This window comes from Streptomyces sp. SAJ15, from assembly GCF_007595705.1.
In the GTDB taxonomy this organism is placed as follows: Bacteria; Actinomycetota; Actinomycetes; order Streptomycetales; family Streptomycetaceae; genus Streptomyces.
The window spans coordinates 246,057-266,849 of record NZ_NISY01000013.1; the positions used below are offsets into that span (position 1 = coordinate 246,057).

Genomic DNA, 20,793 nt, shown 5'->3' on the forward strand with positions numbered 1-20,793 from the left:
AGCGCCCCGCGCGGGGAGCCCCCGTGAACAGTGCCGCCGCGAAGGGCGCCCCCGGAGACGACGTCCCCCTGAAGGCGGTGTCGGGCGCGCCCGTGCTCAGCGTGCGCGACCTGTCCGTGCGCTTCCGGATGCGCGGCGGCCGGCATGTGGCGGCCGTGAGCGGGGTCGGCTTCGACCTGGCGCCGGGGGAGTGCCTGGCGCTGGTGGGCGAGAGCGGCTGCGGCAAGTCCGTGCTCGCCTCGGCGCTGCTCGGGCTGCTGCCCGGCAACGCCCAGACGGCGGGCAGCGCCCTGCTGGACGGGCTCGACCTGCTCGCCGCCGACGAGCGCACCCTGGCCCGCACCGTGCGCGGCCGCCGGGTGGGCCTGGTGCCGCAGAGCCCCGCGGCCCACCTCACCCCGGTGCGCACCGTGCGCGCGCAGCTGGAGGAGACCGTACGGGAGCTGACCGGCACCGCGCGGGCGGAGCTACGGGCCGCCGCCGAGGCGGCCGCCGCGCGGGCGGCGTTCCCCGCCGACCACCTGGACCGCTATCCGCACCAGCTCTCCGGCGGCCTGGCCCAGCGCGCCGCCACCGCGCTCGCCCTGGTGGGCGACGCGCCCCTGCTGCTCGCCGACGAGCCGACGACGGGGCTCGACCGCGACCTGGTGGAGCACACCGTCGACGAGCTGCGCCGGCACACCGACGACGGACGGGCGCTGCTGATCATCACCCATGACCTGGCGGCCGCGGAGCGGATCGCGGACCGGGTGGCGGTCATGTACGCGGGTCGCGTCGTCGAGATCGCCGACGCGACCGCCTTCTTCGGCACCCCCGGCCCCCGCCACCCGTACGCGCGCGGGCTGCTCGCCGCGCTCCCCGAACGGGACTTCACGCCGATCCCCGGCATGCCGCCGGAGCTCGGCGCGCTCCCCGCCGGCTGCGCCTTCGCCGCCCGCTGCGACCGGGCCACCGAGGTCTGCGGCACGCTCCCGGCGCCGCGCGACGGCGTCGCCTGCCACCACGCCATGGAGGCCGCCCGTGCTTGAGCTCCGCGAGATCACCGCCGGATACGACCGGCGGGCCCCCGTCGTCCGGGGCGTGTCGCTGAGCGTCGCCCCCGGTGAGGCGGTCGGGCTGCTCGGCCCCAGCGGCTGCGGCAAGTCGACGCTGGCGCGGGTCGCCGCCCTGCTGCACCGCCCGGACGCGGGCACCGTCGTCCTCGACGGGGAGCCGGTGCGCGGCTGGCGGCACCGCGCCCCCCGCGCCCAGCGCACCGCCTACGGGGTGGTCTTCCAGCAGCCGCGGCTCTCCGCCGATCCGCGACTGTCGCTGCACGCCCTGATCGCCGAGCCGCTCCGCGCCACCGGCCGGCGCGCGGAGGCCACCGCGCGGGTGGCCGAACTCGCCGACGCGGTCGGGCTCTCCGCCGAACTGCTCGCCCGGCGACCGCACGAGGTCAGCGACGGACAGCTGCAACGCGCCTGTCTGGCACGGGCCCTGGTGCTCCGCCCACGCTGGCTGGTCTGCGACGAGATGACCGCGATGCTGGACGCGTCGACCACCGCCGCGCTCGTCGCCGTGGTCGAGGAGTACCGCCGCGAGACCGGCGCCGGGCTGCTCGCCGTCGGCCACGACCCCGCGCTGCTGGACCGCTGGTGCGACCGTGAGGTCGCCTGGAGTTCCCTGTCGGCAGACGGTTGCCGAGCATCCCGCGGATGAACCTTCGGCCGATGTCCCCGCCGGTGTCGCCTCGTGAGAGTGCCTCCGCGTGGACGAGCCGCTGCCCCGCCCCGAGGGTCGTGATCGGAGAGAAGGCCGCCGACCTGATCCGCCGGGGCGACTGACCGCGAGTCCCAGGCGGCCGACAGGAGGAGGGCGGCGCGCGCCGTGTGCCGCCCTCCCCACCCGGCCGGGGCCGGTGCGTCGTCACAGCAGCTCGGCCGCCACCCTCAGGTCGGCCACCAAGCCCTGGTACACCGCCTCACGGTCGTCCGCGCGCAGCACGGCCGAGGGGTGGATGGTCGCCACCAGACACTCGCCCGACGGCGCGTAGCCGTCCACGGCCGGGCAGGGAAGCAGCATCCCGCGCTGTCGCGTCACCCGGAACGAGGGGCCGAGCAGCGCCTTGCCGGCCGTGGCGCCGAGCGCGACGATCACCTCGGGGTCGACCAGTCGCAGCTCGGCGCCGAGCCACGGCCTGCACGCCGTCAGCTCGTGCAGGTTCGGGGTCTTGTGGATACGGCGTTTGCCGCGCTCGGGGACGAGCGTGAACTTGAAGTGCTTGACGGCGTTGGTCACGTACGCCTGGTCCGGGTCGATCCCCGCCTCTTCCAGGGCGCGCGTCAGCACCCCGCCGGCCGGGCCGACGAACGGCCGCCCGCGCCGGTCCTCCTGGTCGCCCGGCTGCTCGCCGACGAGGACGATCCGCGCGCCGGCGTCGCCCTCCCCGAAGACCGTCTGGGTGGCCTCCCGGTGCAGCGGGCAGCCCCGACACTCCGCGGCCGCCTTCCGTAGCGCGGTCAGCCCGCCCCTGCGCGGCACGAACGGCTCGGCGGAGTACGCCTCCTCCGGCTCCGCCCCGTCCTCACCCTCGACGTCCGCCATGGGGTTCCCGGGGTCAGCCCTGCCGACCGCGTCCGCTGAGCATGTCGCGCACGCGGTCGACCATGCCGGCCCCGGGAGCGAGCAGCTTGTTCGCGGGCGGGGTGTCGGGGGCCGCGGGGTGCGGCCGGGTCGGAGCCATCTTCTTGGCCCGCCGGATCTTGTCGCCCAGTTTGTCGAGCTGGTCGGCGGAGCAGGACTCGGCCAGCAGCGGGAAGAGGCGACTCTCCTCGTCGGCGACGTGCGTGGTCACGGCTTCCTTCAGCCGGTTGATCAGCGAGTCGAAACGGGTGTCCTCCGCGTCGCAGCCCTCCAGCTCCTTGAGCATGCGTTCCACGGCGCTGTGGTCGTCGATCTCCTTGTCGGCCAGGTCGTCGCCGTCGTCCACGTAGCGGCGCACCGCGGGGTAGAGGTACTCCTCCTCCGCCACGGAGTGGCGCACCAACTCGATGGTCAGCTGATCGGCCAGGCGCCGCCGCTCGCCGTCTCCCGCCGGCAGCGCCCCGATCCGCTCGAAGAGCGACTCCACCTCGCGGTGGTCAGCAGTCAACTCCGCGATGACGTTTCCGCCGTGCCCCATGGTCAGCCTGCTCTCTCGTTGTTTCCGGACGGAAATCAGCTTTTCCGCACGAGCTCTTTCGTCTCCTGCTCGGAGTCGCGTCGTACCGCACCTCGTGGAGGTGCTGACGGCACTCAGCCGCTATACCTCCCACCCTCCCGCGCCGTTGACCGCGCCCAGCCCGGCCTTCCACCCGGATGGCCTCCTTTCGCCGGCCCCGTCAGCCAATTCCGCCGCGGGCGCGGACCGGTCGGTCTCGGGCCCGTCAATTCACGGAGATCCTTCACTCTGACGAGGGGTGAGGAGACGGCGCATCACCCATACGCGCAGGGCGTTCGCGATCCACGCCGCGAGCACATGCCGTCATCATGAAGGGAAACCGCATCCCGATGTCCTCGGGTGACGCGATGGGGTGTTCGACCCACAGGAAGGCAGAGATCTCATGTCGACGACCGCGGAGCACACGGCGGCCCCTGTTCGGGAGCGGCCCGGCATGGGAGCGATCATCGTCGATTGGGTGACGACCACCGACCACAAGAAAATCGGTCACCTCTATCTGATCACCTCATTCATCTTCTTTCTCTTCGGTGGAGTTCTCGCGTTGCTGATGCGGGCCGAGCTGGCGCGGCCCGGTGTGCAGATCATCTCCAATGAACAGTTCAACCAGGCCTTCACCATGCACGGCACGGTCATGCTTCTGCTGTTCGCCACGCCCACCTTCGCGGGGTTCGCCAACGCGGTCATGCCCCTGCAGATCGGATCCCCCGATGTGGCGTTCCCCCGGCTGAACATGCTGTCGTACTGGCTGTTCCTCTTCGGCGGGCTGATCGTCCTCGGTTCACTGGTGACCCCGGACGGCGGCCCGGACTTCGGATGGACCGCCTACACGCCGCTCAGCGGCGAGGTACGCACCCCCGGGATCGGCGCCGACATGTGGATCATGGGGTTGGCGCTCGCGGGCTTCGGCACGATCCTCGGGTCGGTCAACTTCATCGCCACCATCGTGTGCATGCGCGCCCCCGGAATGACGATGTTCCGGATGTCCATCTTCACCTGGAACATCCTGCTGACGTCGATCCTGGTGCTGCTCGCGTTTCCGGTCCTGGCCGCCGCGCTGCTCGTGCTGGAGTCCGACCGCAAGTTCGGATCGCTGGTCTTCGCCCCCGAAAACGGCGGGGCCCTGCTGTGGCAGCACCTGTTCTGGTTCTTCGGCCATCCGGAGGTCTACATCATCGCGTTGCCGTTCTTCGGCATCGTCACCGAGATCTTTCCGGCGTTCTCCAGGAAGCCGATCTTCGGATACGCGGGCCTCGTGGGTGCCACCATGGCCATCTCCGGGCTCTCGATCACCGTCTGGGCGCACCACATGTTCGCCACCGGTGCCGTGCTCCTCCCTTTCTTCTCCTTCATGACATTCCTGATCGCCGTGCCCACCGGAGTCAAGTTCTTCAACTGGGTCGGCACCATGTGGACGGGGTCGCTCTCCTTCGAGACGCCCATGCTCTGGTCCGTGGGATTCCTGGTCACCTTCCTCTTCGGCGGTCTGACGGGAATCATCCTCGCCTCGCCTCCCATGGACTTCGAGGTCACGGACAGCTATTTCGTCGTCGCCCACTTCCACTACGTGGTCTTCGGGACCGTCGTCTTCGCCACCTTCGCGGGCTTCTATTTCTGGTGGCCCAAGATGACGGGAAAGATGCTGGACGAAAGGCTGGGGAAGATGCATTTCTGGACCCTGTTCATCGGCTTCCACACCACGTTCCTGGTCCAGCACTGGCTCGGCGCGGAGGGAATGCCCCGCCGCTATGCGGACTACCTCTCCGTCGACGGGTTCACCACCCTCAACTCGCTGTCCACCATCGGTTCCTTCCTCCTCGGCCTGTCCACCCTTCCGTTCCTCTACAACCTCTGGAAGACCACGAAGTACGGGAAGAAGGTCCACGTCGACGACCCGTGGGGCTACGGCCGTTCACTGGAGTGGGCCACCTCCTGCCCGCCACCCCGGCACAACTTCCTCACCCTGCCCCGGATCCGCAGCGAGTCGCCCGCCTTCGACCTGCACCACCCGGACGTGGCCGCCCTGGAGCGGTTGGAGAACGTCGCCTATCGAGACGTCGTCGAACCGGGGAAGGGCCTGGCGCCGCCGCTGGGAGACGAGGAGCGGGGGAAGTGACGCGCCGGAGGCGTCGGGCGCGCCAGACGCGGCGGCGGGAGGCGGCGGCCGACGCCCCGAGGGGCCTCGCCCAGCTGGAGACATATGTGTACTGCCAGGGCGAGATCGGCAACGCACGAAAGGAAGCCGAGGCGTTCGCCCGAGGCATGCCCTGGCTCACCGCCGCGCAGCACGAAGAGGTCGTGCGCCGCTTCGCGAAGGCACGCCTGGAGCTCTCCCGCACCCTGCTGCGCGAGCTCGCGCAGCGACGCGACGACCTGGGACGCGAGTACGCGGACCGCTACGAGGCGCTGCAAGGCCGGCTGAAATCGCTCTGCGCCGGGGTGCTGATCAGCGTGTCCTTCCTGGCCACCGGCATCGCGCTCGTCATGACGCTGCGCTGACCCGCTCGCAACGCCCCGCCGGCAGGCGGCCGGACGCACTCCGCCGCCCGCCGTGCCGGTCCCCGCACGCGGCGTTGGAGCCCCCCCGAGGCGGCGGTCGCCGTGGGGTGCCGGGACCGGAGCGGCCTTCGTCGTGCGCGGGTCCGAAGGACGTGCGAGCGTGGAGGGAGGGGCGCCGGCGCCGGGAGCGGAGGCGCCTTCGACGGCCTCTTCGACGGCCCGTTGCGGCGGGCCGGAGAGGACGGTCCGTGGTGGTCAGGGACGGGGAGGTTTCCGTGCAGCTGTCCTTCCTCGATCGGCTCTACGAGCAGCCCGGTCCCTGGGCCAGCGTGTATCTGGACACCTCGCGGGACATCGACGACCCGGACAAGGCGATCGCCCTGCGGTGGAGGCACCTGCGCGACGACCTGGTGGCCGGTGGCGCGGACGCGGCCACCGTCGACGCCCTGGCGGACGCGGCGGGCGCCGACCGCGAGGTGGCGGGACGGCACGGGCAGGCGCTGTTCGCGACGCGTGGACGGCTGGTGCTGGTCGAGGAGTTGCCGGAGCCCCCGCCACGCGACGTGGCGCGCTTCGGACCACTGCCACACGCCCTGCCCGTGGCTGTGCAGTACGCGCCCGACATCCCCTACACGGCCATCGTGCTCGAACGGCTGGTGCCCCCGGACGCCGACGGCGCGGAAGAGGTGGTCGTGGAGGTGGAGAGCGGACGCTGGCCGATGAGCCGGGCTCTCCCGGGCCCCTCGGACCTCCTCCGGGTCGCGGTCGAGGACTGGCGGCTGGAGCTGCCGGGCATCGTCCGGCGCCTGGCGGAGCTGGCCGGCCAGGCGGACGCGGAGGCGATCGTGGTCGGCGCCGATCCGGGCAACGAGCGGCTTCAGGGAGCGCTGGTCAACCGCCTTTCCGCACGGGTGCCCCACGGCCGGCGCGTGGTCCGGAGCGTCGCCCCCACGGACCCGACGCCATCCCCGCCCGAGAGCGGGCGGGCCCTGCTGGAACAGGAACTGAGCGGGCTGCTCACCGGCCGTCTGAGGGAGTCCGACCACGAGCGGCTGGAGCGCTACCAGGCGCAGCGGGCACGGCGCCCGGACACCTCGGAGGGCATGAGCGCCGTGGTCACCGCCCTGCAGCGCGGCCAGGCCGACACCGTGCTGCTCAACGACCCTCCGCGGCTTCCCTCGCCTCTCTTCGTCGGCACCGAGCCGGGGCAGATCGCCTCGACGCCCGGCGAGCTGGAGGCGTTCCGGTCCTCCACCATCCGGGAGGAGGACGCGGGAGACGCCCTGCTGTGGTCCACCGTCGGCACGGGCGCCCAACTGACGGTGGTGCCCCAGGACACGCTGGCGTTGCGCGACGGTGTCGGGACACTGCTGCGCCACGCGTGACGCGGCCGGCGCACCGCGCGGCACGCCGTATGCGCCGTCGCCCTCGAGACCTCGTGGCCGGGATCGTCCACGAGACACGGAAACCGGAAGGCAAACGACAAACGACAAACCGGACAAAGGGAAATCGGGCAAGGGAAATCAGACAAGGGAAACCAAGCGCAAAGGAGCGAAGCATGGCCGCCACCGACCCCACCCAGGTGCAGAAGGCCCTCAAGGGAGCCCACTACCCCAGCGACAAGCGCGAGCTGGAGCAGCTGGCCAAGAAGAACGGAGCCGATCAACAGATCGTGAAGAAGCTCCACGACGCGAAGCGGGACCGCTTCGACAGCCCCGCCCAGGTCCAGGAAGAGGTCTTCGGCTCCTGAGCCGAGGGGCGTCCGGGTCCCGGAGCCCGCCCGTCGGGCCCCAGGACCGGAACGCCACGGCCGTCCGGGCGTGCCGCGCCCGGACGGCCGTGGCCCACGACGTCACCGCCAGGGAAGGAGAGGCACGATGACGACGGGTACCCGTGCGGCGCACCCCGTGGCCGTGGTGACGGGGGCCGACTCCGGAATCGGCCGGGCCACGGCCGTCACGCTCGCCGACCAGGGCATGGACATCGGCGTCACCTGGCACAGCGACCAACCCGGAGCGGAGCGGACCGCCACGGAGGTGCGGGTCCTGGGCCGGCGCTGCGAGCTGGAGCGGATGGACCTCACCCGGCTACCGGAGGACACCGCCGCGATCGACCGGCTCGCCGACCGGCTGGGCCGGATCGACGTCCTCGTCAACAACGCCGGCACGGGGACGGCCACCGCCTTCCTGGACCTCGACCCCGACACGGTGCGGGAGGTCCTCGACGTCGACCTCTTCGGCCCGTTCCTGTGCGGACAGCGTGCCGCCCGTCGCATGATCCGGCAGGGCGACGGCGGGCGCATCATCAACGTCACCAGCGTCCACGAGCACCAGCCGCGCGTCGGCGCCGCGCCGTACTGCGCGGCCAAGGGCGGTCTGGGGCTGCTCACCCAGGTGATGGCGCTCGAACTCGCCGGACACCGGATTCTGGTGAACGCGGTGGCGCCGGGCGAGATCGCCACCCCGATGACCGGTCAGGAGGACGTCGACGTGACGACCGTCCACCGTCCCGGTGTGCCGTTGGGCAGGCCGGGTGACGCCCGCGAGGTGGCCGCCGTGATCGGCTTCCTGGCGGGGGAGCGGGCCGGTTACGTCACCGGCGCCTCATGGGCCGTCGACGGCGGGATGCTGCGCATGGGTCCCATGGCCGGTTCACACCTGCCCGACGACTCCTGGCGCCGCCCCTGATCCTCCGCCGCCCAGGGACCGGCCCCGGGCCGCCAGCCGGCCCCCGACGCGCGCCTCGGCGTGGGCCCTCGCATGTCGGCCGCTCCGTCGCGCGGCCTCTTCGGTGCCGGCCAGGCCCCCGCGCGGCGCCCCGGTTCACCACGCGGCGTCCCCGCCCACCCCGCGGCGTTCCGGCGTGTCGGCGGCCGCCGACCGGCGCCGTCGCGTCCGCGTGAACGGGTTCGGCGCCGCGGCGTTTCGGGTGCCGGCCGGTCCTCGGCGCGGGTCGGCGCCGGGGTGCTGCCTCCCCCGAACGGGCGACGCGGAGTCGCGGCGCCCGGTGCTCGCCTCCAGGCTGAGGGGAGCCGAGGCCCCGGCGGCGCCCGGTGCACGACAGGCTCGGGAGACCGCCGGGAGACCGGAGGAGACGACATGGACACCGCACTTTCCGGCATATGGCGTCACGCCGTGGTCACCGGCGGCGCGGGCTTCGTCGGTTCCCATCTGTGCACCGCCCTTCTGCATCACGGCACGGCCGTGACCTGTGTGGACGACTTCAGCACCGGGGCGCCGGAGAACATAGCCCACCTGCGCGACCGGCCGGGCTTCACCCTGGTGGAGGCCGATGTCGCCGACCGGCTCGACGCCGGGCGCGACGACGTCGACCTCGTCCTGCACTTCGCCTCACCCGCCTCCCCGGCCGACTATCTGCGGTTGCCGCTGCACACGTTGGAGACCGGGAGCCTGGGCACCCGCAACGCCCTGGCGCTGGCCCGCGCCCACGACGCGCGCTTCCTCCTCGCCTCCACGTCCGAGGTCTACGGCGACCCGCAGCAGCATCCGCAGAACGAGACCTACTGGGGCAACGTCAATCCGGTCGGCCCGAGGAGCGTCTACGACGAGGCCAAGCGCTTCGGCGAGGCCCTCACCACCGCCGAGGCCGGAAGCCACGGGACCGACACGGGCATCGTGCGTCTGTTCAACACCTACGGACCGCGGATGCGCGGTCACGACGGCCGCGCCGTCCCCACCTTCATCCGGCAGGCGCTGGCCGGGGAGCCCCTCACCGTCACCGGTGACGGACGGCAGACCCGATCCCTGTGCTTCGTCGACGACACCGTGCGGGGCATCCTGGCCGCGGCCGCCTCAGACCTCCGTGGGCCGGTGAACCTGGGCAACCCCACGGAGATCACCATGCTGGAGCTCGCCCACACGGTCATCGAGCTGGCCGGTTCGAGCTCCACGGTCACCTTCATCGAACGTCCGACGGACGACCCGGCGGTGCGGTGCCCCGACATCACCCTGGCGCGCGGCAAGCTCCAGTGGGAGCCGCGCGTGGGCCACCGCGACGGCCTGCGGCGCACCATCGACTGGTTCCGGAAGCGGCTCGACGGCTGACCCGCCCGTCCGCCGGCCGGCCCCGCGGCCACGACGCCCGACGCATACGACGAAAGGCGCTGAACCCATGCGCATCCTCGGCATCAACGCCCTCTTTCACGACCCCGCGGCCGCCCTGGTCGTCGACGGTCGGACGGTCTGCGCCGCCGAGGAGGAACGATTCTCCAGGCGTAAGCACGGCAAGCGCCCCGTTCCGTTCTCGGCCTGGGAGATGCCGGAGAAGGCCGCCGCCTGGTGCCTGCGACAGGCCGGACTGGGTCCCGGGGACCTGGACGCGGTGATCTACTCCTTCGATCCCGCGCTCGCCAGGCCGGCCGACGAGATGGGCCTGGACGACCCCTGGGACCACCTGCGGCTCACCTACGCCGCGCAGGCCCCGGGCTTTCTGAAGGCCGCCCTGCCGGGCCTGGACCCGGCCGTGGTGCGCTTCGTGCCCCACCACATGGCGCACGCGGCCTCGGCGGCGTTCGCCGCGCCCGACGCGGAGTCCTGCTCGGTGCTCGTGCTCGACGGCCGGGGGGAGAGCACCTCACACCTGGCCGCCCGTCGCGTGCAGGACAAGCTGGAGCCCCTCTACGGACAGCGGCTGCCGCACTCGCTCGGCCTCGTCTACGAGGAACTCACCGCCCATCTCGGCTTTCTGCGCTCCTCCGACGAGTTCAAGGTGATGGCGCTGGCCTCGTACGGCAGACCGCGGATGCTGGACGAGATCCGCCGCCACGTCCACCCCACCGGAGACGGCGGATTCCGGGCGACCGGGGTGCCCTGGGCGGAGTTGTGTCCGCCGCGCCGCCCCGACGAGCCCTGGAACGAGGCGCACGCGGACGTCGCGGCGAGCGCCCAGGCGTGTCTGGAGGAGACCCTGCTGGACCTGGTGCGCTGGCTGCACGGCCGGACCCACGACAGCGTGCTCGCGCTGGCCGGCGGCGTCGCCCTCAACTGCGTGGCCAACGCGCGGATCGCCCGCGAGGGCCCGTTCGACCGGGTCTGGGCGCAGCCGGCGGCCGGTGACGCCGGAACGGCCCTGGGAGGCGCCCTGCTGTACGCGGCGGACGGAGGCGACCGGCCGCGGCCCATGCCCGGGGCCGACCTGGGCCGTGGCTGGTCCGACGCGGAGCTCGAAGCCTGGCTGAAGCGGGCCAGGGTCCCCTACGAACGGCCGGCGGACATCGCCGAGACGGTCGCCGAGGCGCTGGCCGGAAACGCCATCGTGGCGTGGTTCCAGGGGCGTTCCGAGTACGGCCCCCGGGCCCTCGGCCACCGATCGCTGCTGGCCCACCCCGGGCACCCGGGCAATCTGGAGCGGCTCAACGACGTCAAGGGCCGCGAGCAGTTCCGCCCCGTGGCCCCCATGGTGCTCGCCGAACGGGCGGGCACGATCTTCGACGGCCCGCTGCCCAGCCCGTACATGCTCTTCGTCCACGACGTGGCCCCCGAGTGGCGGGAGCGCATCCCCGCGGTGGTGCACGTGGACGGCACCGCGCGCATCCAGACGGTGGACCCCGCCGACGAGCCCCTGGTGGCCAGGATGCTGACCGCGTTCGAACGCAGGACCGGGCTGCCGGTCGTCGTCAACACCAGCCTGAACACGGCCGGCCGGCCCATGGTCGACGACCCTCGGGACGCCCTCGAGTGCTTCGGCTCCACCCCGGTCGACCTGCTGGCCATCGGGCCCTTCGCGGTCCGACGCGACCGCCTCTTCACGACCGGCCCGGCCGCCGCGACCGAGCGGGAGGCCGATCGATGAGCCCGGCCGACACCGACGCCCCCGACTACGTCGTCGTCATCCCCACCCTCGGCAGACCGAGCCTCGCCGACTGCCTGGAGGCGCTGGCAGCGGGCCGCGGCCCGCTGCCCCACCGCGTGGTGCTAGTCGACGACCGCCCGCTGGACCGGTGCGACGCGCTGCCGGCGCCGATCCCGTTCCGGCTGCGCGACCGTACCGACACCATCCCCGGCTGCGCCGCCGGCCCGGCCGCCGCCCGCAACGCCGGCTGGCGGGCCGCCCCGGAGACGACCTGGGTGGTCTTCCTCGACGACGACGTGGTGCCCGGCCCCTCGTGGGCCGCGGACCTGGTCGCGGACCTGGCCGTCGCCGGGCCGCGCACCGCGGGCGTCGCCGGGCGCGTCAGCGTCCCGCTGCCGACGGAGCGCAGACCCACCGACTGGGAGCGCAACACCGCCGGACTCGCCACCGCCCGCTGGATCACCGCCGACATGGCCTACCGGCGCGCCGCGCTGGTCGCCGTCGGCGGCTTCGACGAGCGCTTCCCGCGCGCCTACCGGGAGGACGCCGACCTCGCCCTGCGGGTGCTCAAGGCCGGCTGGTCCCTCACCACCGGCAGCCGCCGCACCACCCACCCGGTCCGCCCGGCCGACCGGTGGATCTCCGTGCGACTTCAGGCGGGCAACGCCGACGACGTGCTGATGACCCGTAAGCACGGCCGCGACTGGTGGGGGCGGGCGGGCGCCCCCCGCGGCCGGCTACCGGGCCATCTGCTCGTCACCGGCGCCGCCGTCGCCGCGCTCCTGTGCGCCGCCGCCGGCCGCCGCCGCGGGGCCGCGCTCTCCGCTGCCCTGTGGCTAGCCGGCACCGCCGAGCTGGGCTGGGCGCGGATCGCGCCGGGTCCCCGGACGCGGCCGGAGGTCACCACCATGCTCCTCACCAGCGCGCTGATCCCGCCGGCCGCCACCGGCCACTGGCTGCGGGGCCTGGTCCGCCATCGCCGGGTCCGCCCCGACCGGCCGCCGGAATCCGCCCGACCCCCGCGGACGCGGCGCCGCCCGGCGCGCGAGCGGGTGCCCCGATGACCGCCGGCCACGGCCACCGGGCCGGCCCGGGCCGGCCCCGGAGGCGCCCGCCCTCGCCCCCCGGGGCCGACCGCGCTCCGACCTCCGGTCCTCCGGCCGGCGGCAGCCGGCACACCCCCTCCCGCCCCTGGCTGTACGGCCCCCGAACGGCCGCCGTCGAGGCGGCCCGGCCCCGACGCCCGAGTGGCGTCCCACGGCTCCCGCAGGCCGTGCTCTTCGACCGGGACGGCACCCTCGTGGTCGACGTCCCCTACAACGGCGACCCCGCCCGGGTCCGTCCGATGCCGACGGCGGCCGACGCGGTCCGCGCGGTCCGCGCCCACGGCGTGGCGGTGGGCGTGGTCAGCAACCAGTCCGGAGTCGCCCGCGGACTGCTGACCCGCCGACAGGTCGAGGCGGTGCAGCACCGGGTGGACGAACTGCTGGGCGACTTCGACGTGTGGGCGGTGTGCCCCCACGGCCCCCAGGACGGCTGTCGCTGCCGCAAACCCGCTCCCGGACTGGTCCTCGCCGCCTGCCGCCGGCTCGCGGTCGACCCGGCCCGTACCGCCGTCATCGGCGACATCGGCGCCGACCTGGCGGCCGCCCGCGCCGCCGGCGCGCGCGGGATCCTCGTCCCCACCCCCGCCACCCGGCCGGCCGAGACCGCGGCGGCCGAGGAGAGCGCCCGCGACCTGCTCGCCGCCGTGCGCCTGGCGCTCGGCGGCCGCCCGCCGTCCGGAGCCGCCCTATGACCGGGCTCCCCCGGACCCTGGTCGTCCGGCTGGACAGCGCGGGCGACGTGCTCCTGGCCGGCCCCGCGATCCGCGCGGTGGCCGCGGGGTCCTCCCACACCGCGGTGCTGTGCGGCCCGTCGGGCGAGCCCGCCGCCCGGCTGCTGCCGGGAGTCGACGAACTCCTGGTGCACGACGCCCCCTGGGTGGGCCTGCGCCCGCCGCCGGTGAGCCGGGCCCGGACCGACGCGCTGATCGACACCCTGGCGGCCGGCCGCTTCGACCGCGCCCTGGTGCTCGTCTCGTACCACCAGAGCCCACTGCCCGCGGCGCTGCTGCTCAAGCTGGCCGGGGTGGTCTGGACGGCGGCCGACAGCGAGGACTACCCCGGCGCCCTGCTGGACCTCCGGCACCATCGCGCACCGCACCGCCACGAGGTCGAGGCCGCCCTGGACCTCGCCAGGGACGCCGGCTTCCCCCTCCCGCCCGGCGACGACGGAGCGCTGCGGGTCTGCGCCCCGCCCGACACCGACCACCTCACCGGGCCCGGCCCCTATGTGGTGCTGCACCCCGGGGCGGCCGTACCGGCACGCGCCTGGAGCGCGCACCGGGCGGTGCGCGCCGCGGCCGCCCTGAGCGCGGCCGGGCACCGGGTGGTGGTCACCGGGGGCCCCGCCGAGAAGGAGCTCACCGCGGCGGTCGCGGGAGACCACGCGCTGGACCTGGGCGGCCGGACCGACATGCGCCAACTGGCCGGAGTGCTGGCGCGGGCACGGGCCGCGGTGGTCGGCAACACGGGACCGGCGCATCTCGCCGCCGCGGTCGGCACCCCGGTGGTCTCCCTGTTCGCGCCCGTGGTCCCCGCGGAGCGGTGGGCGCCCTACCGGGTGCCGCACGTGCTGCTGGGGGACCAGGGCGCGGCGTGCGCCGGCAGCCGCGCCCGCGACTGCCCCGTCCCCGGCCACCCCTGCCTCGACGCGGTGCCCGACTCCGAGGTGCTGGCCGCCCTGGCCGGCCTCGTCGACGCGGCCACCGGACGGCGCCGCGATCCCACGCCCGTCGTGCCGGACCGTTCCCGAGACACCGAGCGAGGCGCGAGCGTATGAACATCCTGCTGTGGCATGTGCACGGCTCCTGGACGACGGCCTTCGTCCAGGGACCCCACACCTATCTGGTGCCGGTCACCGCGGACCGCGGACCCGACGGGCTCGGCCGGGCCCGCACCTTCCCCTGGCCCGACACGGTGCGCGAGCGGACGCCGGAGCAACTCCGCGACGAACCCGTCGACCTGGTCATCCTGCAGCGGCCACACGAGGCGCGACTCGCGGAGCGCTGGCTCGGCGGCCGCCGCCCGGGCCGGGACCTGCCCGCGGTCTACCTGGAACACAACGCCCCCGACGGCGAGGTGCCGCACACCCGGCACCCGTGCGCCGACCGCGACGACCTGGTGCTGGTCCACGTCACCCACTTCAACCGGCTCTTCTGGGACAACGGCGGCACCCGGACCGAGGTGATCGAACACGGCATCGTCGACCCCGGCCACCAGTACACCGGCCGGCTCCCCCGCGCCGCCGTCGTCGTCAACGAACCGATGCGCCGCGGCCGGACCGTCGGCTGCGACCTGCTGCCCGCCCTGGCCGCCGAGGCCCCGCTGGACGTCTTCGGCATGCGGACGCGGGGACTGGCCGCCCACCTCGGGCTGTCCGCCGACCGCTGCCGCACCGCGGACCTGCCGCAGAGCGAGCTGCACACCGCCATGGCCGCGCGCCGCGTCTACCTCCACCCCGTGCGCTGGACCTCCCTCGGGTTGTCCCTGCTGGAGGCCATGCACCTGGGCATGCCGGTCGTCGGCCTCGCCACGACCGAGGCGGTGGAGGCCGTGCCCGCGGGCGCCGGAACGCTCTCCAACCGGCCGGGCACCCTGACCCGAGCCCTCCGCGCCTATCTGCACGAGCCCGAGGCGGCCGCCGAGGACGGCCGCCGGGCCCGCCAGGCGGCGCTCGCACGGTACGGGCTCAAACGCTTTCTCCACGACTGGGAACGCCTGTTGACGGAGGTACGTCCATGACGCCCGGCACCCACGCACAACAGCTGTCCATCGCCCTCGTCTCCGAGCACGCCAGCCCGCTCGCGGCCCTGGGCGGGGTGGACGCGGGCGGACAGAACGTCCACGTGGCCCGCCTCGCGGGGGCGCTCGCCGACCGGGGCCACCGGGTCACCGTCTACACCCGGCGGGACTCCGCCGACGCGCCGGACACCGTCCCCCTGCGCCCCGGCGTCCAGGTGCGACATGTCACGGCAGGCCCCGCCGAGCACCTGCCCAAGGACCGCTTGCTCCCCTACATGCCGGCCTTCTCCCGCTTCCTGGCCGAGGACTGGCGATCGCGGCCGCCGGACGTCGTGCACTCCCACTTCTGGATGTCCGGGGTCGCCGCCCTGCGCACCACGCGGCTGCTGGGGCTGCCGCTGGCGCACACCTACCACGCCCTGGGCACCGTCAAACGACGCCACCAGAAGGACGCCGACACCAGCCCACCCAGCCGGATCCGGCTGGAGACCCGCGTGGGGCGGGGCTGCCAGCGGATCATCGCCACCTGCCGGGACGAGGTCGCCGAACTGCGGCGCATGGACATCCCCGAGAGCAGCGTCCGCGTGGTGCCGTGCGGAGTCGACACCAGCCACTTCACCCCGGACGGCGCCGTCGCCCGCCGGGGCCCGTACAGCCACCAACTGCTCCAGCTGGGGCGCCTGGTTCCACGGAAGGGCGCCGCGGTCTCCGTCGCCGCGCTGGCCCTCCTGCCGGACACGGAACTCGTGATCGTCGGCGGTCCGCCCGCCGACCGGATCGACGAGGATGACGAGGTGCGGAGGCTGCGCGCCCTCGCGCTGAGCGCCGGGGTCGCCGACCGGGTCCGCTTCACCGGCGGCGTTCCCCCCACGGACGTCCCCGCCCTGCTGCGCGCCGCGGACGTGGTGCTGTGCCCCGCGGACTACGAGCCCTTCGGCATCGTGCCGCTGGAGGCGATGGCCTGCGGCACCCCCGTCGTCGCGAGCGCCGTCGGCGGACAACTCGACACCGTCTGGGACCCGGGCACCGGGCGGCTGGTTCCACCGGGCGATCCACGGGCCCTGGCCCGGGCCGCCGCGGGGCTCCTCGTCGACCGGGAGGCCCGCCTCGCCTGCGGGGCCGCGGGCCGCCGAAGGGTCGTCACCCGCTACGGCTGGGACAGGGTCGCGGGCGCCACCGAGGAGGTCTACCTCGACGTCCTGCACCGCCGACCGTCCTGACCGCGGCCGCCTGACCCGCGCCCCGGCCCACCGCCGCCGAACCCGAGTCCGAAGGAGGTGCGGGCCGCCGTCGTCCACCCGGACCCGGCGCGCCCGACCAGCCATGAGCCAGTCCTTTGAGGCCGCCCACGAACACTGCCAGTCGTTGCAGGACGCGCTGAGCCGCTTCCGACGGCACAGCCTCCACCGGATCGGGGAGTGGGGCGCGCACCTCGCGGCCATCCTGCCCGTCGGCGGGCGGCTGCTGGCCGCCGGCAACGGCGGCAGCGCCGCACAGGCCCAGCACCTGACCGCCGAACTCGTCGGGCGCTACCAGCAGGAGCGCCCCGGATACTCCGCCATCGCCCTGCACGCCGAAACCTCCAGCGTCACGGCGATCGGGAACGACTACGGCTTCGACCACGTCTACGCCCGGCAGGTCGCCGCGCACGGCCGCCCCGGCGATGTGCTCGTCCTGCTGTCCACCTCCGGCCGCAGCCCCAACCTGCTCTCCGCCGCGGACACCGGCCGCGACGCCGGGCTGCGCGTGTGGGCGCTCACCGGCCCGCTGCCCAATCCGCTGGCCGCGGCGGCGCACGAGACGGTGTCCATCGACGCGGAGAGCACGGCCACCATCCAGGAGGCCCACCTGCTCGCGGTGCACCTGCTCTGCGAGAGCCTGGACGCGGTCGGCGCCACCCCCTCGGCCGGCACCGAGGGTGAAGGGCCCCTCCGCCCGGGGGAGTCGGCATGACGGCGCGCGCCCGACAGCCACTGGTCATCGTGGGAGACGTCCTCCTGGACCGGGACGTGGCGGGCACGGCCTCCCGCCTCACCCCGGACGCACCCGCCCCGGTGGTCGACGCGACAGCCGACCGGACACGCCCCGGCGGAGCCGGCCTGGCCGCCGCGCTCGCCGCCCGCGGCGGCCGCCGGGTGACCCTGGTGACCGCGCTCGGCGACGATCCGGCCAGCGACACCGTCCGGCGCGCGCTGCGGCGCCTGGTGCGCCTGGTCGAGATCCCGCTCACCGGGACCCTGCCGGTCAAGACCCGGATCATCGCGGGGGGCCGCCCGCTGGTCCGGGTGGACCACGGCGGCGGCTCCCCGGGCGAGCCGACCGAACCGGCCCGCGCCGCGCTCGAGCAGGCGGGCACCGTGCTCGTCGCCGACTACGGCCAGGGCACGGCGCGCTCGCTCCGGGACCAACTCGGCCGAGCGGCCCGCTCGGTGCCGCTGCTGTGGGATCCGCACCCCAGGGGCCCCGAGCCCGTGGCCGGGGCCCGCCTGGTGACGCCGAACGCGGCGGAGGCCAGCGCGCTGTGCCCCGGCGACGACCAGTCGCTGCGCGCCTACGCCCGGCGCGGCACCCGGCTGGCGGCCCGCTGGAAGGCGGCCGCCGTGGCGGTGACACTCGGCGAACGCGGCGTGCTGCTGGCCCGCGCCGACGTCGACACGCCGATGCTCATGCCCGTGCCGTACCGGGCGACGGGTGATCCGTGTGGCGCGGGCGACTGCTTCGCGGCCACCGCGGCCGGCGCTCTCGCGGACGGCGCGCTGCCGGAGGAGGCCGTGCAGCGGGCGGTCGCGGAGGCGGCCGACTTCGTCGCCGCCGGCGGGGCGGGCAACGGCGCCCTGTGGAACACCGCGTCGAGCGAACCGGTCCGGCCGGCCCGGGAGAGCGACCCGTTCGCCCTCGCCGAAGCCGTCCGCGCCCGAGGCGGAACCGTGGTGGCCACCGGCGGCTGCTTCGACCTGCTGCACGCCGGCCACGTGGGCCTGCTGGAGAACGCCCGCGGAATCGGCGACTGCCTCATCGTCTGCATCAACTCCGACGCGTCCGTCGCCCGGCTCAAGGGCCCCGGCCGCCCGCTCGTCCGCGCCGCCGACCGGGCCCGGGTGCTCGCCGGGCTGTGCAGCGTCGACGCGGTCGCGGTCTTCTCCGAGGACTCCCCGCAGGAACTGCTGCGCCGCCTCCGCCCTGACGTGTGGGTGAAGGGCGGCGACTACTCCCTCGACGATCTGCCGGAGGCCGAGACCCTCCACGAGTGGGGCGGCCAGGCCCTCATCCTGCCCTACCTCGACGGCCGGTCCACCACCGCGCTGGCCCGGCGGGCCGCGCGCGCCGCCGCACCGGACGGCCGACCGTGACCGGACCCGCGGGAGAGCCGGAGACGGAGGTCGCCACCCCGGCGCCGCCGCCGGCCCGCCGGGACGGCGGGCCGCGGGTGGGCCTGGTGATCATCACCCGGAACCGCCGCTCCAGCCTGCTGCGCACCCTGGAGCGCCTCATCCGACTGCCCGAGGCCCCACCCATCGCCGTGGTCGACAACCACTCGACGGACGACACCGTCGCGGCCGTGCGGGAACGCCACCCGGAGGTGACCCTGCTGGCCCTGGACCGCAACCTGGGCGCCGTCGGCCGCAACCGCGGCGTGGCGGCCCTGACCACCCCGTACGTCGCCTTCAGCGACGACGACTCCTGGTGGGAACCCGGCTCCCTGGCGCGCGCGGCGGAGCTCTTCGACGCGCACCCCCGGCTGGGGCTGATCGCGGCGGCCACCCGGGTCGGCCCGGAGGCGGCGCCCGACCCGCTCAACGCCGTGCTCTCGGCGTCCCCGCTCGGCCGGGAGCCGGACCTTCCGGGCCCCTCGGTCCTGGGCTTCCTCGCCTGCGCCTCCGTCGTGCGCCGCTCCGCGTTCCTCGCGGCCGGGGGCTTCCACCCCCTCCTGCACTTCGGCGCCGAGGAGTCGCTGCTCGCCATCGACCTCACCGCCCGCCGCTGGGGAGTCGTCCACTGCCCCGAGGTGGTCGCCCGCCACGACCCCGAGCAGGACGGGGGCTCCCCACGCCCCGGCCGCCTGGTGCGGGTGCGTCGCAACGCGCTGATCACCGCCTGGTTGCGCCGACCGCTGCGGCACGCCCTGGCGCGTACCGCGCGGCTGGCCCTCGACAGCCGGACCGACCCCCAGGCGCGGAGGGCGCTGGCCGAGGTCACGCGCGCACTGCCCGCCGTCCTGGCGCGACGGCACCCCGTACCGCGCGGCGTCGAGCGGCGCATCCGGGCCGTCGAGGCGGGCTCACCGGGCGGCTGAGGACGAGCCCGGGCGCCGGGCCGCGACCGGGCTCTGGTCCACGACCGGGCTCGGGGCCGCGACCGGGCTCGGGCCCGAGGCGAGGCGAGCGACCGCGCCGTCCGGGCACCGGCTCATCGAGCCACAGACGAAGGAGGGTTCGTGACCGACCCGCGGATCACCGTCATCGTCATCACCCACAACCGCAGGGACGACCTGCTGCACACGCTGGGACACCTCGCCCGGATCCCCGAGCGGCCGGCGGTCATCGTGGTCGACAACCGGTCCGCGGACGGCACCTCGGACGCCGTACGACGGCGGTATCCGGCGATCACCCTGCTCACCCTGGGCCGCAACCTGGGCGCGGTCGGCCGCAACCTGGCCGCCCGTCAGGCGACCACGCCCTACCTCGCGTTCTGCGACGACGACTCCTGGTGGCATCCGGGCTCGCTGGCGGGCGCGGCCGACCTGCTGGACGCCCACCCGACGGTCGCCGCGGTGACCGCGCGCATCGTCTCGCACCCCCATCCGGACGACCCCGCCGCGCGCGGCGGCAGCCACGAGGACCCCATCGTCCCCGAGCTGCGGGACTCGCCGCTGCCGACCCCGGCCGGGCTGCCCGGACCGGTGCTCGGCTCCTTCCTCGCCGCCGCCACGGTGATACGTGCCGACGCCTTCCGGTCCGCGGGCGGCTTCTCCCCGCGGCTCGTGCTCGGCGGCGAGGAGGAACTGCTCGCCGCCGACCTCGCCGCCCGCGGCTGGCGGCTCTGCTACGTCGACCGGCTGACCGCCCATCACCGCGCCTCGCCGCGCCGGGACCCCACCCTCCGGCGTCGCCGGGGCATCCGGAACACCCTCTGGTTCACCTGGCTCCGCCGCCCCTGGCCCACGGCCCTGCGCCGGACGACGTGGCTGGCCGCGACCGTGCCCCGCGACTCGGCCTCGGCACGGGCGTTCGCCGAAGCCCTCCGGGGGCTGCCCTGGGTGCTCCGCGAGCGGCGCCCGCTGCCCCCGGACGTCGAGCGGGGCCTCAAGCTCCTCGCCGACTCCCAGCGGCGGTCCACCGCCCGCCGCTACCACGGCTGAGCCGGGGACGGCCGCCGGCCGGGCTCGCCGGGGCGCTCGCCCGTCAGGTCGGGGAAGTGCCGGCCGGCTGCCGGCCGGGG

The 20,793-nt window shown here is 74.8% G+C and carries 20 protein-coding genes; 18 read left to right on the top strand and 2 right to left on the bottom strand.

The annotated features are described in order from the left end of the window. The first annotated feature begins 128 nt into the window (after positions 1–128). Entirely contained in the window at positions 129–1,028 is a 900-nt protein-coding gene (locus CD790_RS27375) for an ABC transporter ATP-binding protein (protein WP_260867928.1), read from the top strand. Next, positions 1,021–1,701, top strand: a complete 681-nt coding sequence (locus CD790_RS27380; RefSeq protein WP_144386023.1) for an ABC transporter ATP-binding protein — start codon at positions 1,021–1,023, stop codon at positions 1,699–1,701. Before CD790_RS27375 ends, CD790_RS27380 begins: the two co-directional genes overlap by 8 nt. A 207-nt stretch (positions 1,702–1,908) precedes the next feature. Here CD790_RS27380 and CD790_RS27385 read toward each other — a convergent pair whose 3' ends face one another. Beyond that, entirely contained in the window at positions 1,909–2,586 is a 678-nt protein-coding gene (locus CD790_RS27385) for a UdgX family uracil-DNA binding protein (RefSeq protein WP_144386024.1), read from the bottom strand. Between the two features lie 13 nt (positions 2,587–2,599). Beyond that, positions 2,600–3,163, bottom strand: a complete 564-nt coding sequence (locus tag CD790_RS27390; RefSeq protein WP_144386025.1) for a hemerythrin domain-containing protein — start codon at positions 3,161–3,163, stop codon at positions 2,600–2,602. 421 nt (positions 3,164–3,584) lie between these two features. On the opposite strand from CD790_RS27390, the gene ctaD reads away from it, so the two are divergent. The 16 genes from ctaD (at position 3,585) to CD790_RS27470 (ending at position 20,713) form a co-directional block, all read left to right on the top strand. Continuing rightward, complete coding sequence (gene ctaD / locus CD790_RS27395) at positions 3,585–5,315, top strand: cytochrome c oxidase subunit I (protein WP_144386026.1); 1,731 nt, start codon at positions 3,585–3,587, stop codon at positions 5,313–5,315. Further along, the gene (locus CD790_RS27400) at positions 5,312–5,698 is read left to right on the top strand and encodes a hypothetical protein (protein WP_260867913.1); all 387 of its coding nucleotides are present in this window, start codon (positions 5,312–5,314) and stop codon (positions 5,696–5,698) included. Before ctaD ends, CD790_RS27400 begins: the two co-directional genes overlap by 4 nt. A 275-nt stretch (positions 5,699–5,973) precedes the next feature. Continuing rightward, positions 5,974–7,083: a hypothetical protein gene (locus CD790_RS27405; RefSeq protein WP_144386027.1), complete on the top strand. Its 1,110-nt coding sequence runs from the start codon at positions 5,974–5,976 to the stop codon at positions 7,081–7,083. A gap of 173 nt (positions 7,084–7,256) precedes the next feature. Further along, positions 7,257–7,448, top strand: a complete 192-nt coding sequence (locus CD790_RS34890; protein WP_186319264.1) for a DUF2795 domain-containing protein — start codon at positions 7,257–7,259, stop codon at positions 7,446–7,448. A gap of 127 nt (positions 7,449–7,575) precedes the next feature. Next, complete coding sequence (locus CD790_RS27415; protein ID WP_144386029.1) at positions 7,576–8,385, top strand: SDR family oxidoreductase; 810 nt, start codon at positions 7,576–7,578, stop codon at positions 8,383–8,385. A gap of 411 nt (positions 8,386–8,796) precedes the next feature. Further along, the gene (locus tag CD790_RS27420) at positions 8,797–9,762 is read left to right on the top strand and encodes a UDP-glucuronic acid decarboxylase family protein (RefSeq protein WP_144386030.1); all 966 of its coding nucleotides are present in this window, start codon (positions 8,797–8,799) and stop codon (positions 9,760–9,762) included. 67 nt (positions 9,763–9,829) lie between these two features. Further along, positions 9,830–11,509 carry a carbamoyltransferase C-terminal domain-containing protein gene (locus CD790_RS27425; protein ID WP_144386031.1) on the top strand — a complete coding sequence of 560 codons (1,680 nt, stop codon included), beginning with the start codon at positions 9,830–9,832 and terminating at the stop codon, positions 11,507–11,509. Beyond that, on the top strand, positions 11,506–12,573 hold the full coding sequence (locus CD790_RS27430) for a glycosyltransferase family 2 protein (RefSeq protein ID WP_144386032.1): 1,068 nt from the start codon (positions 11,506–11,508) through the stop codon (positions 12,571–12,573). The genes CD790_RS27425 and CD790_RS27430 overlap by 4 nt, the downstream gene beginning before the upstream one ends. Before the next feature lie 209 nt (positions 12,574–12,782). Next, positions 12,783–13,307 (top strand): HAD-IIIA family hydrolase, encoded by a 525-nt coding sequence (locus CD790_RS27435; RefSeq protein WP_260867914.1) that lies wholly within the window; start codon positions 12,783–12,785, stop codon positions 13,305–13,307. Then, a complete protein-coding gene (locus CD790_RS27440; RefSeq protein ID WP_144386034.1) occupies positions 13,304–14,392 on the top strand; it encodes a glycosyltransferase family 9 protein in 1,089 nt (362 codons plus the stop codon). The genes CD790_RS27435 and CD790_RS27440 overlap by 4 nt, the downstream gene beginning before the upstream one ends. After that, positions 14,389–15,354, top strand: coding sequence for a glycosyltransferase (locus tag CD790_RS27445; protein ID WP_144386035.1), 966 nt, complete (start codon positions 14,389–14,391; stop codon positions 15,352–15,354). Before CD790_RS27440 ends, CD790_RS27445 begins: the two co-directional genes overlap by 4 nt. Continuing rightward, complete coding sequence (locus CD790_RS27450) at positions 15,351–16,574, top strand: glycosyltransferase (RefSeq protein ID WP_144386036.1); 1,224 nt, start codon at positions 15,351–15,353, stop codon at positions 16,572–16,574. Before CD790_RS27445 ends, CD790_RS27450 begins: the two co-directional genes overlap by 4 nt. Before the next feature lie 103 nt (positions 16,575–16,677). Beyond that, positions 16,678–17,307, top strand: coding sequence for an SIS domain-containing protein (locus CD790_RS27455; protein WP_144386037.1), 630 nt, complete (start codon positions 16,678–16,680; stop codon positions 17,305–17,307). After that, positions 17,304–18,704, top strand: a complete 1,401-nt coding sequence (gene rfaE2, locus CD790_RS27460) for a D-glycero-beta-D-manno-heptose 1-phosphate adenylyltransferase (RefSeq protein WP_144386038.1) — start codon at positions 17,304–17,306, stop codon at positions 18,702–18,704. The genes CD790_RS27455 and rfaE2 overlap by 4 nt, the downstream gene beginning before the upstream one ends. Before the next feature lie 83 nt (positions 18,705–18,787). Then, the gene (locus tag CD790_RS27465; protein ID WP_144386126.1) at positions 18,788–19,648 is read left to right on the top strand and encodes a glycosyltransferase family 2 protein; all 861 of its coding nucleotides are present in this window, start codon (positions 18,788–18,790) and stop codon (positions 19,646–19,648) included. A gap of 141 nt (positions 19,649–19,789) precedes the next feature. After that, positions 19,790–20,713, top strand: coding sequence for a glycosyltransferase family 2 protein (locus CD790_RS27470; RefSeq protein ID WP_144386039.1), 924 nt, complete (start codon positions 19,790–19,792; stop codon positions 20,711–20,713). Positions 20,714–20,793 lie beyond the last annotated feature (80 nt).

Coding starts and splice junctions, on each gene's coding strand:
- CD790_RS27375 (WP_260867928.1), top strand. CDS start 129: ATGCGCGGCGGCCGGCATGTGGCGGCCGTGAGCGGGGTCGGCTTCGAC.
- CD790_RS27385 (WP_144386024.1), bottom strand. CDS start 2,586: ATGGCGGACGTCGAGGGTGAGGACGGGGCGGAGCCGGAGGAGGCGTAC.
- CD790_RS27390 (WP_144386025.1), bottom strand. CDS start 3,163: ATGGGGCACGGCGGAAACGTCATCGCGGAGTTGACTGCTGACCACCGC.
- ctaD (WP_144386026.1), top strand. CDS start 3,585: ATGTCGACGACCGCGGAGCACACGGCGGCCCCTGTTCGGGAGCGGCCC.
- CD790_RS34890 (WP_186319264.1), top strand. CDS start 7,257: ATGGCCGCCACCGACCCCACCCAGGTGCAGAAGGCCCTCAAGGGAGCC.
- CD790_RS27415 (WP_144386029.1), top strand. CDS start 7,576: ATGACGACGGGTACCCGTGCGGCGCACCCCGTGGCCGTGGTGACGGGG.
- CD790_RS27420 (WP_144386030.1), top strand. CDS start 8,797: ATGGACACCGCACTTTCCGGCATATGGCGTCACGCCGTGGTCACCGGC.
- CD790_RS27425 (WP_144386031.1), top strand. CDS start 9,830: ATGCGCATCCTCGGCATCAACGCCCTCTTTCACGACCCCGCGGCCGCC.
- CD790_RS27430 (WP_144386032.1), top strand. CDS start 11,506: ATGAGCCCGGCCGACACCGACGCCCCCGACTACGTCGTCGTCATCCCC.
- CD790_RS27440 (WP_144386034.1), top strand. CDS start 13,304: ATGACCGGGCTCCCCCGGACCCTGGTCGTCCGGCTGGACAGCGCGGGC.
- CD790_RS27445 (WP_144386035.1), top strand. CDS start 14,389: ATGAACATCCTGCTGTGGCATGTGCACGGCTCCTGGACGACGGCCTTC.
- CD790_RS27450 (WP_144386036.1), top strand. CDS start 15,351: ATGACGCCCGGCACCCACGCACAACAGCTGTCCATCGCCCTCGTCTCC.
- CD790_RS27455 (WP_144386037.1), top strand. CDS start 16,678: ATGAGCCAGTCCTTTGAGGCCGCCCACGAACACTGCCAGTCGTTGCAG.
- rfaE2 (WP_144386038.1), top strand. CDS start 17,304: ATGACGGCGCGCGCCCGACAGCCACTGGTCATCGTGGGAGACGTCCTC.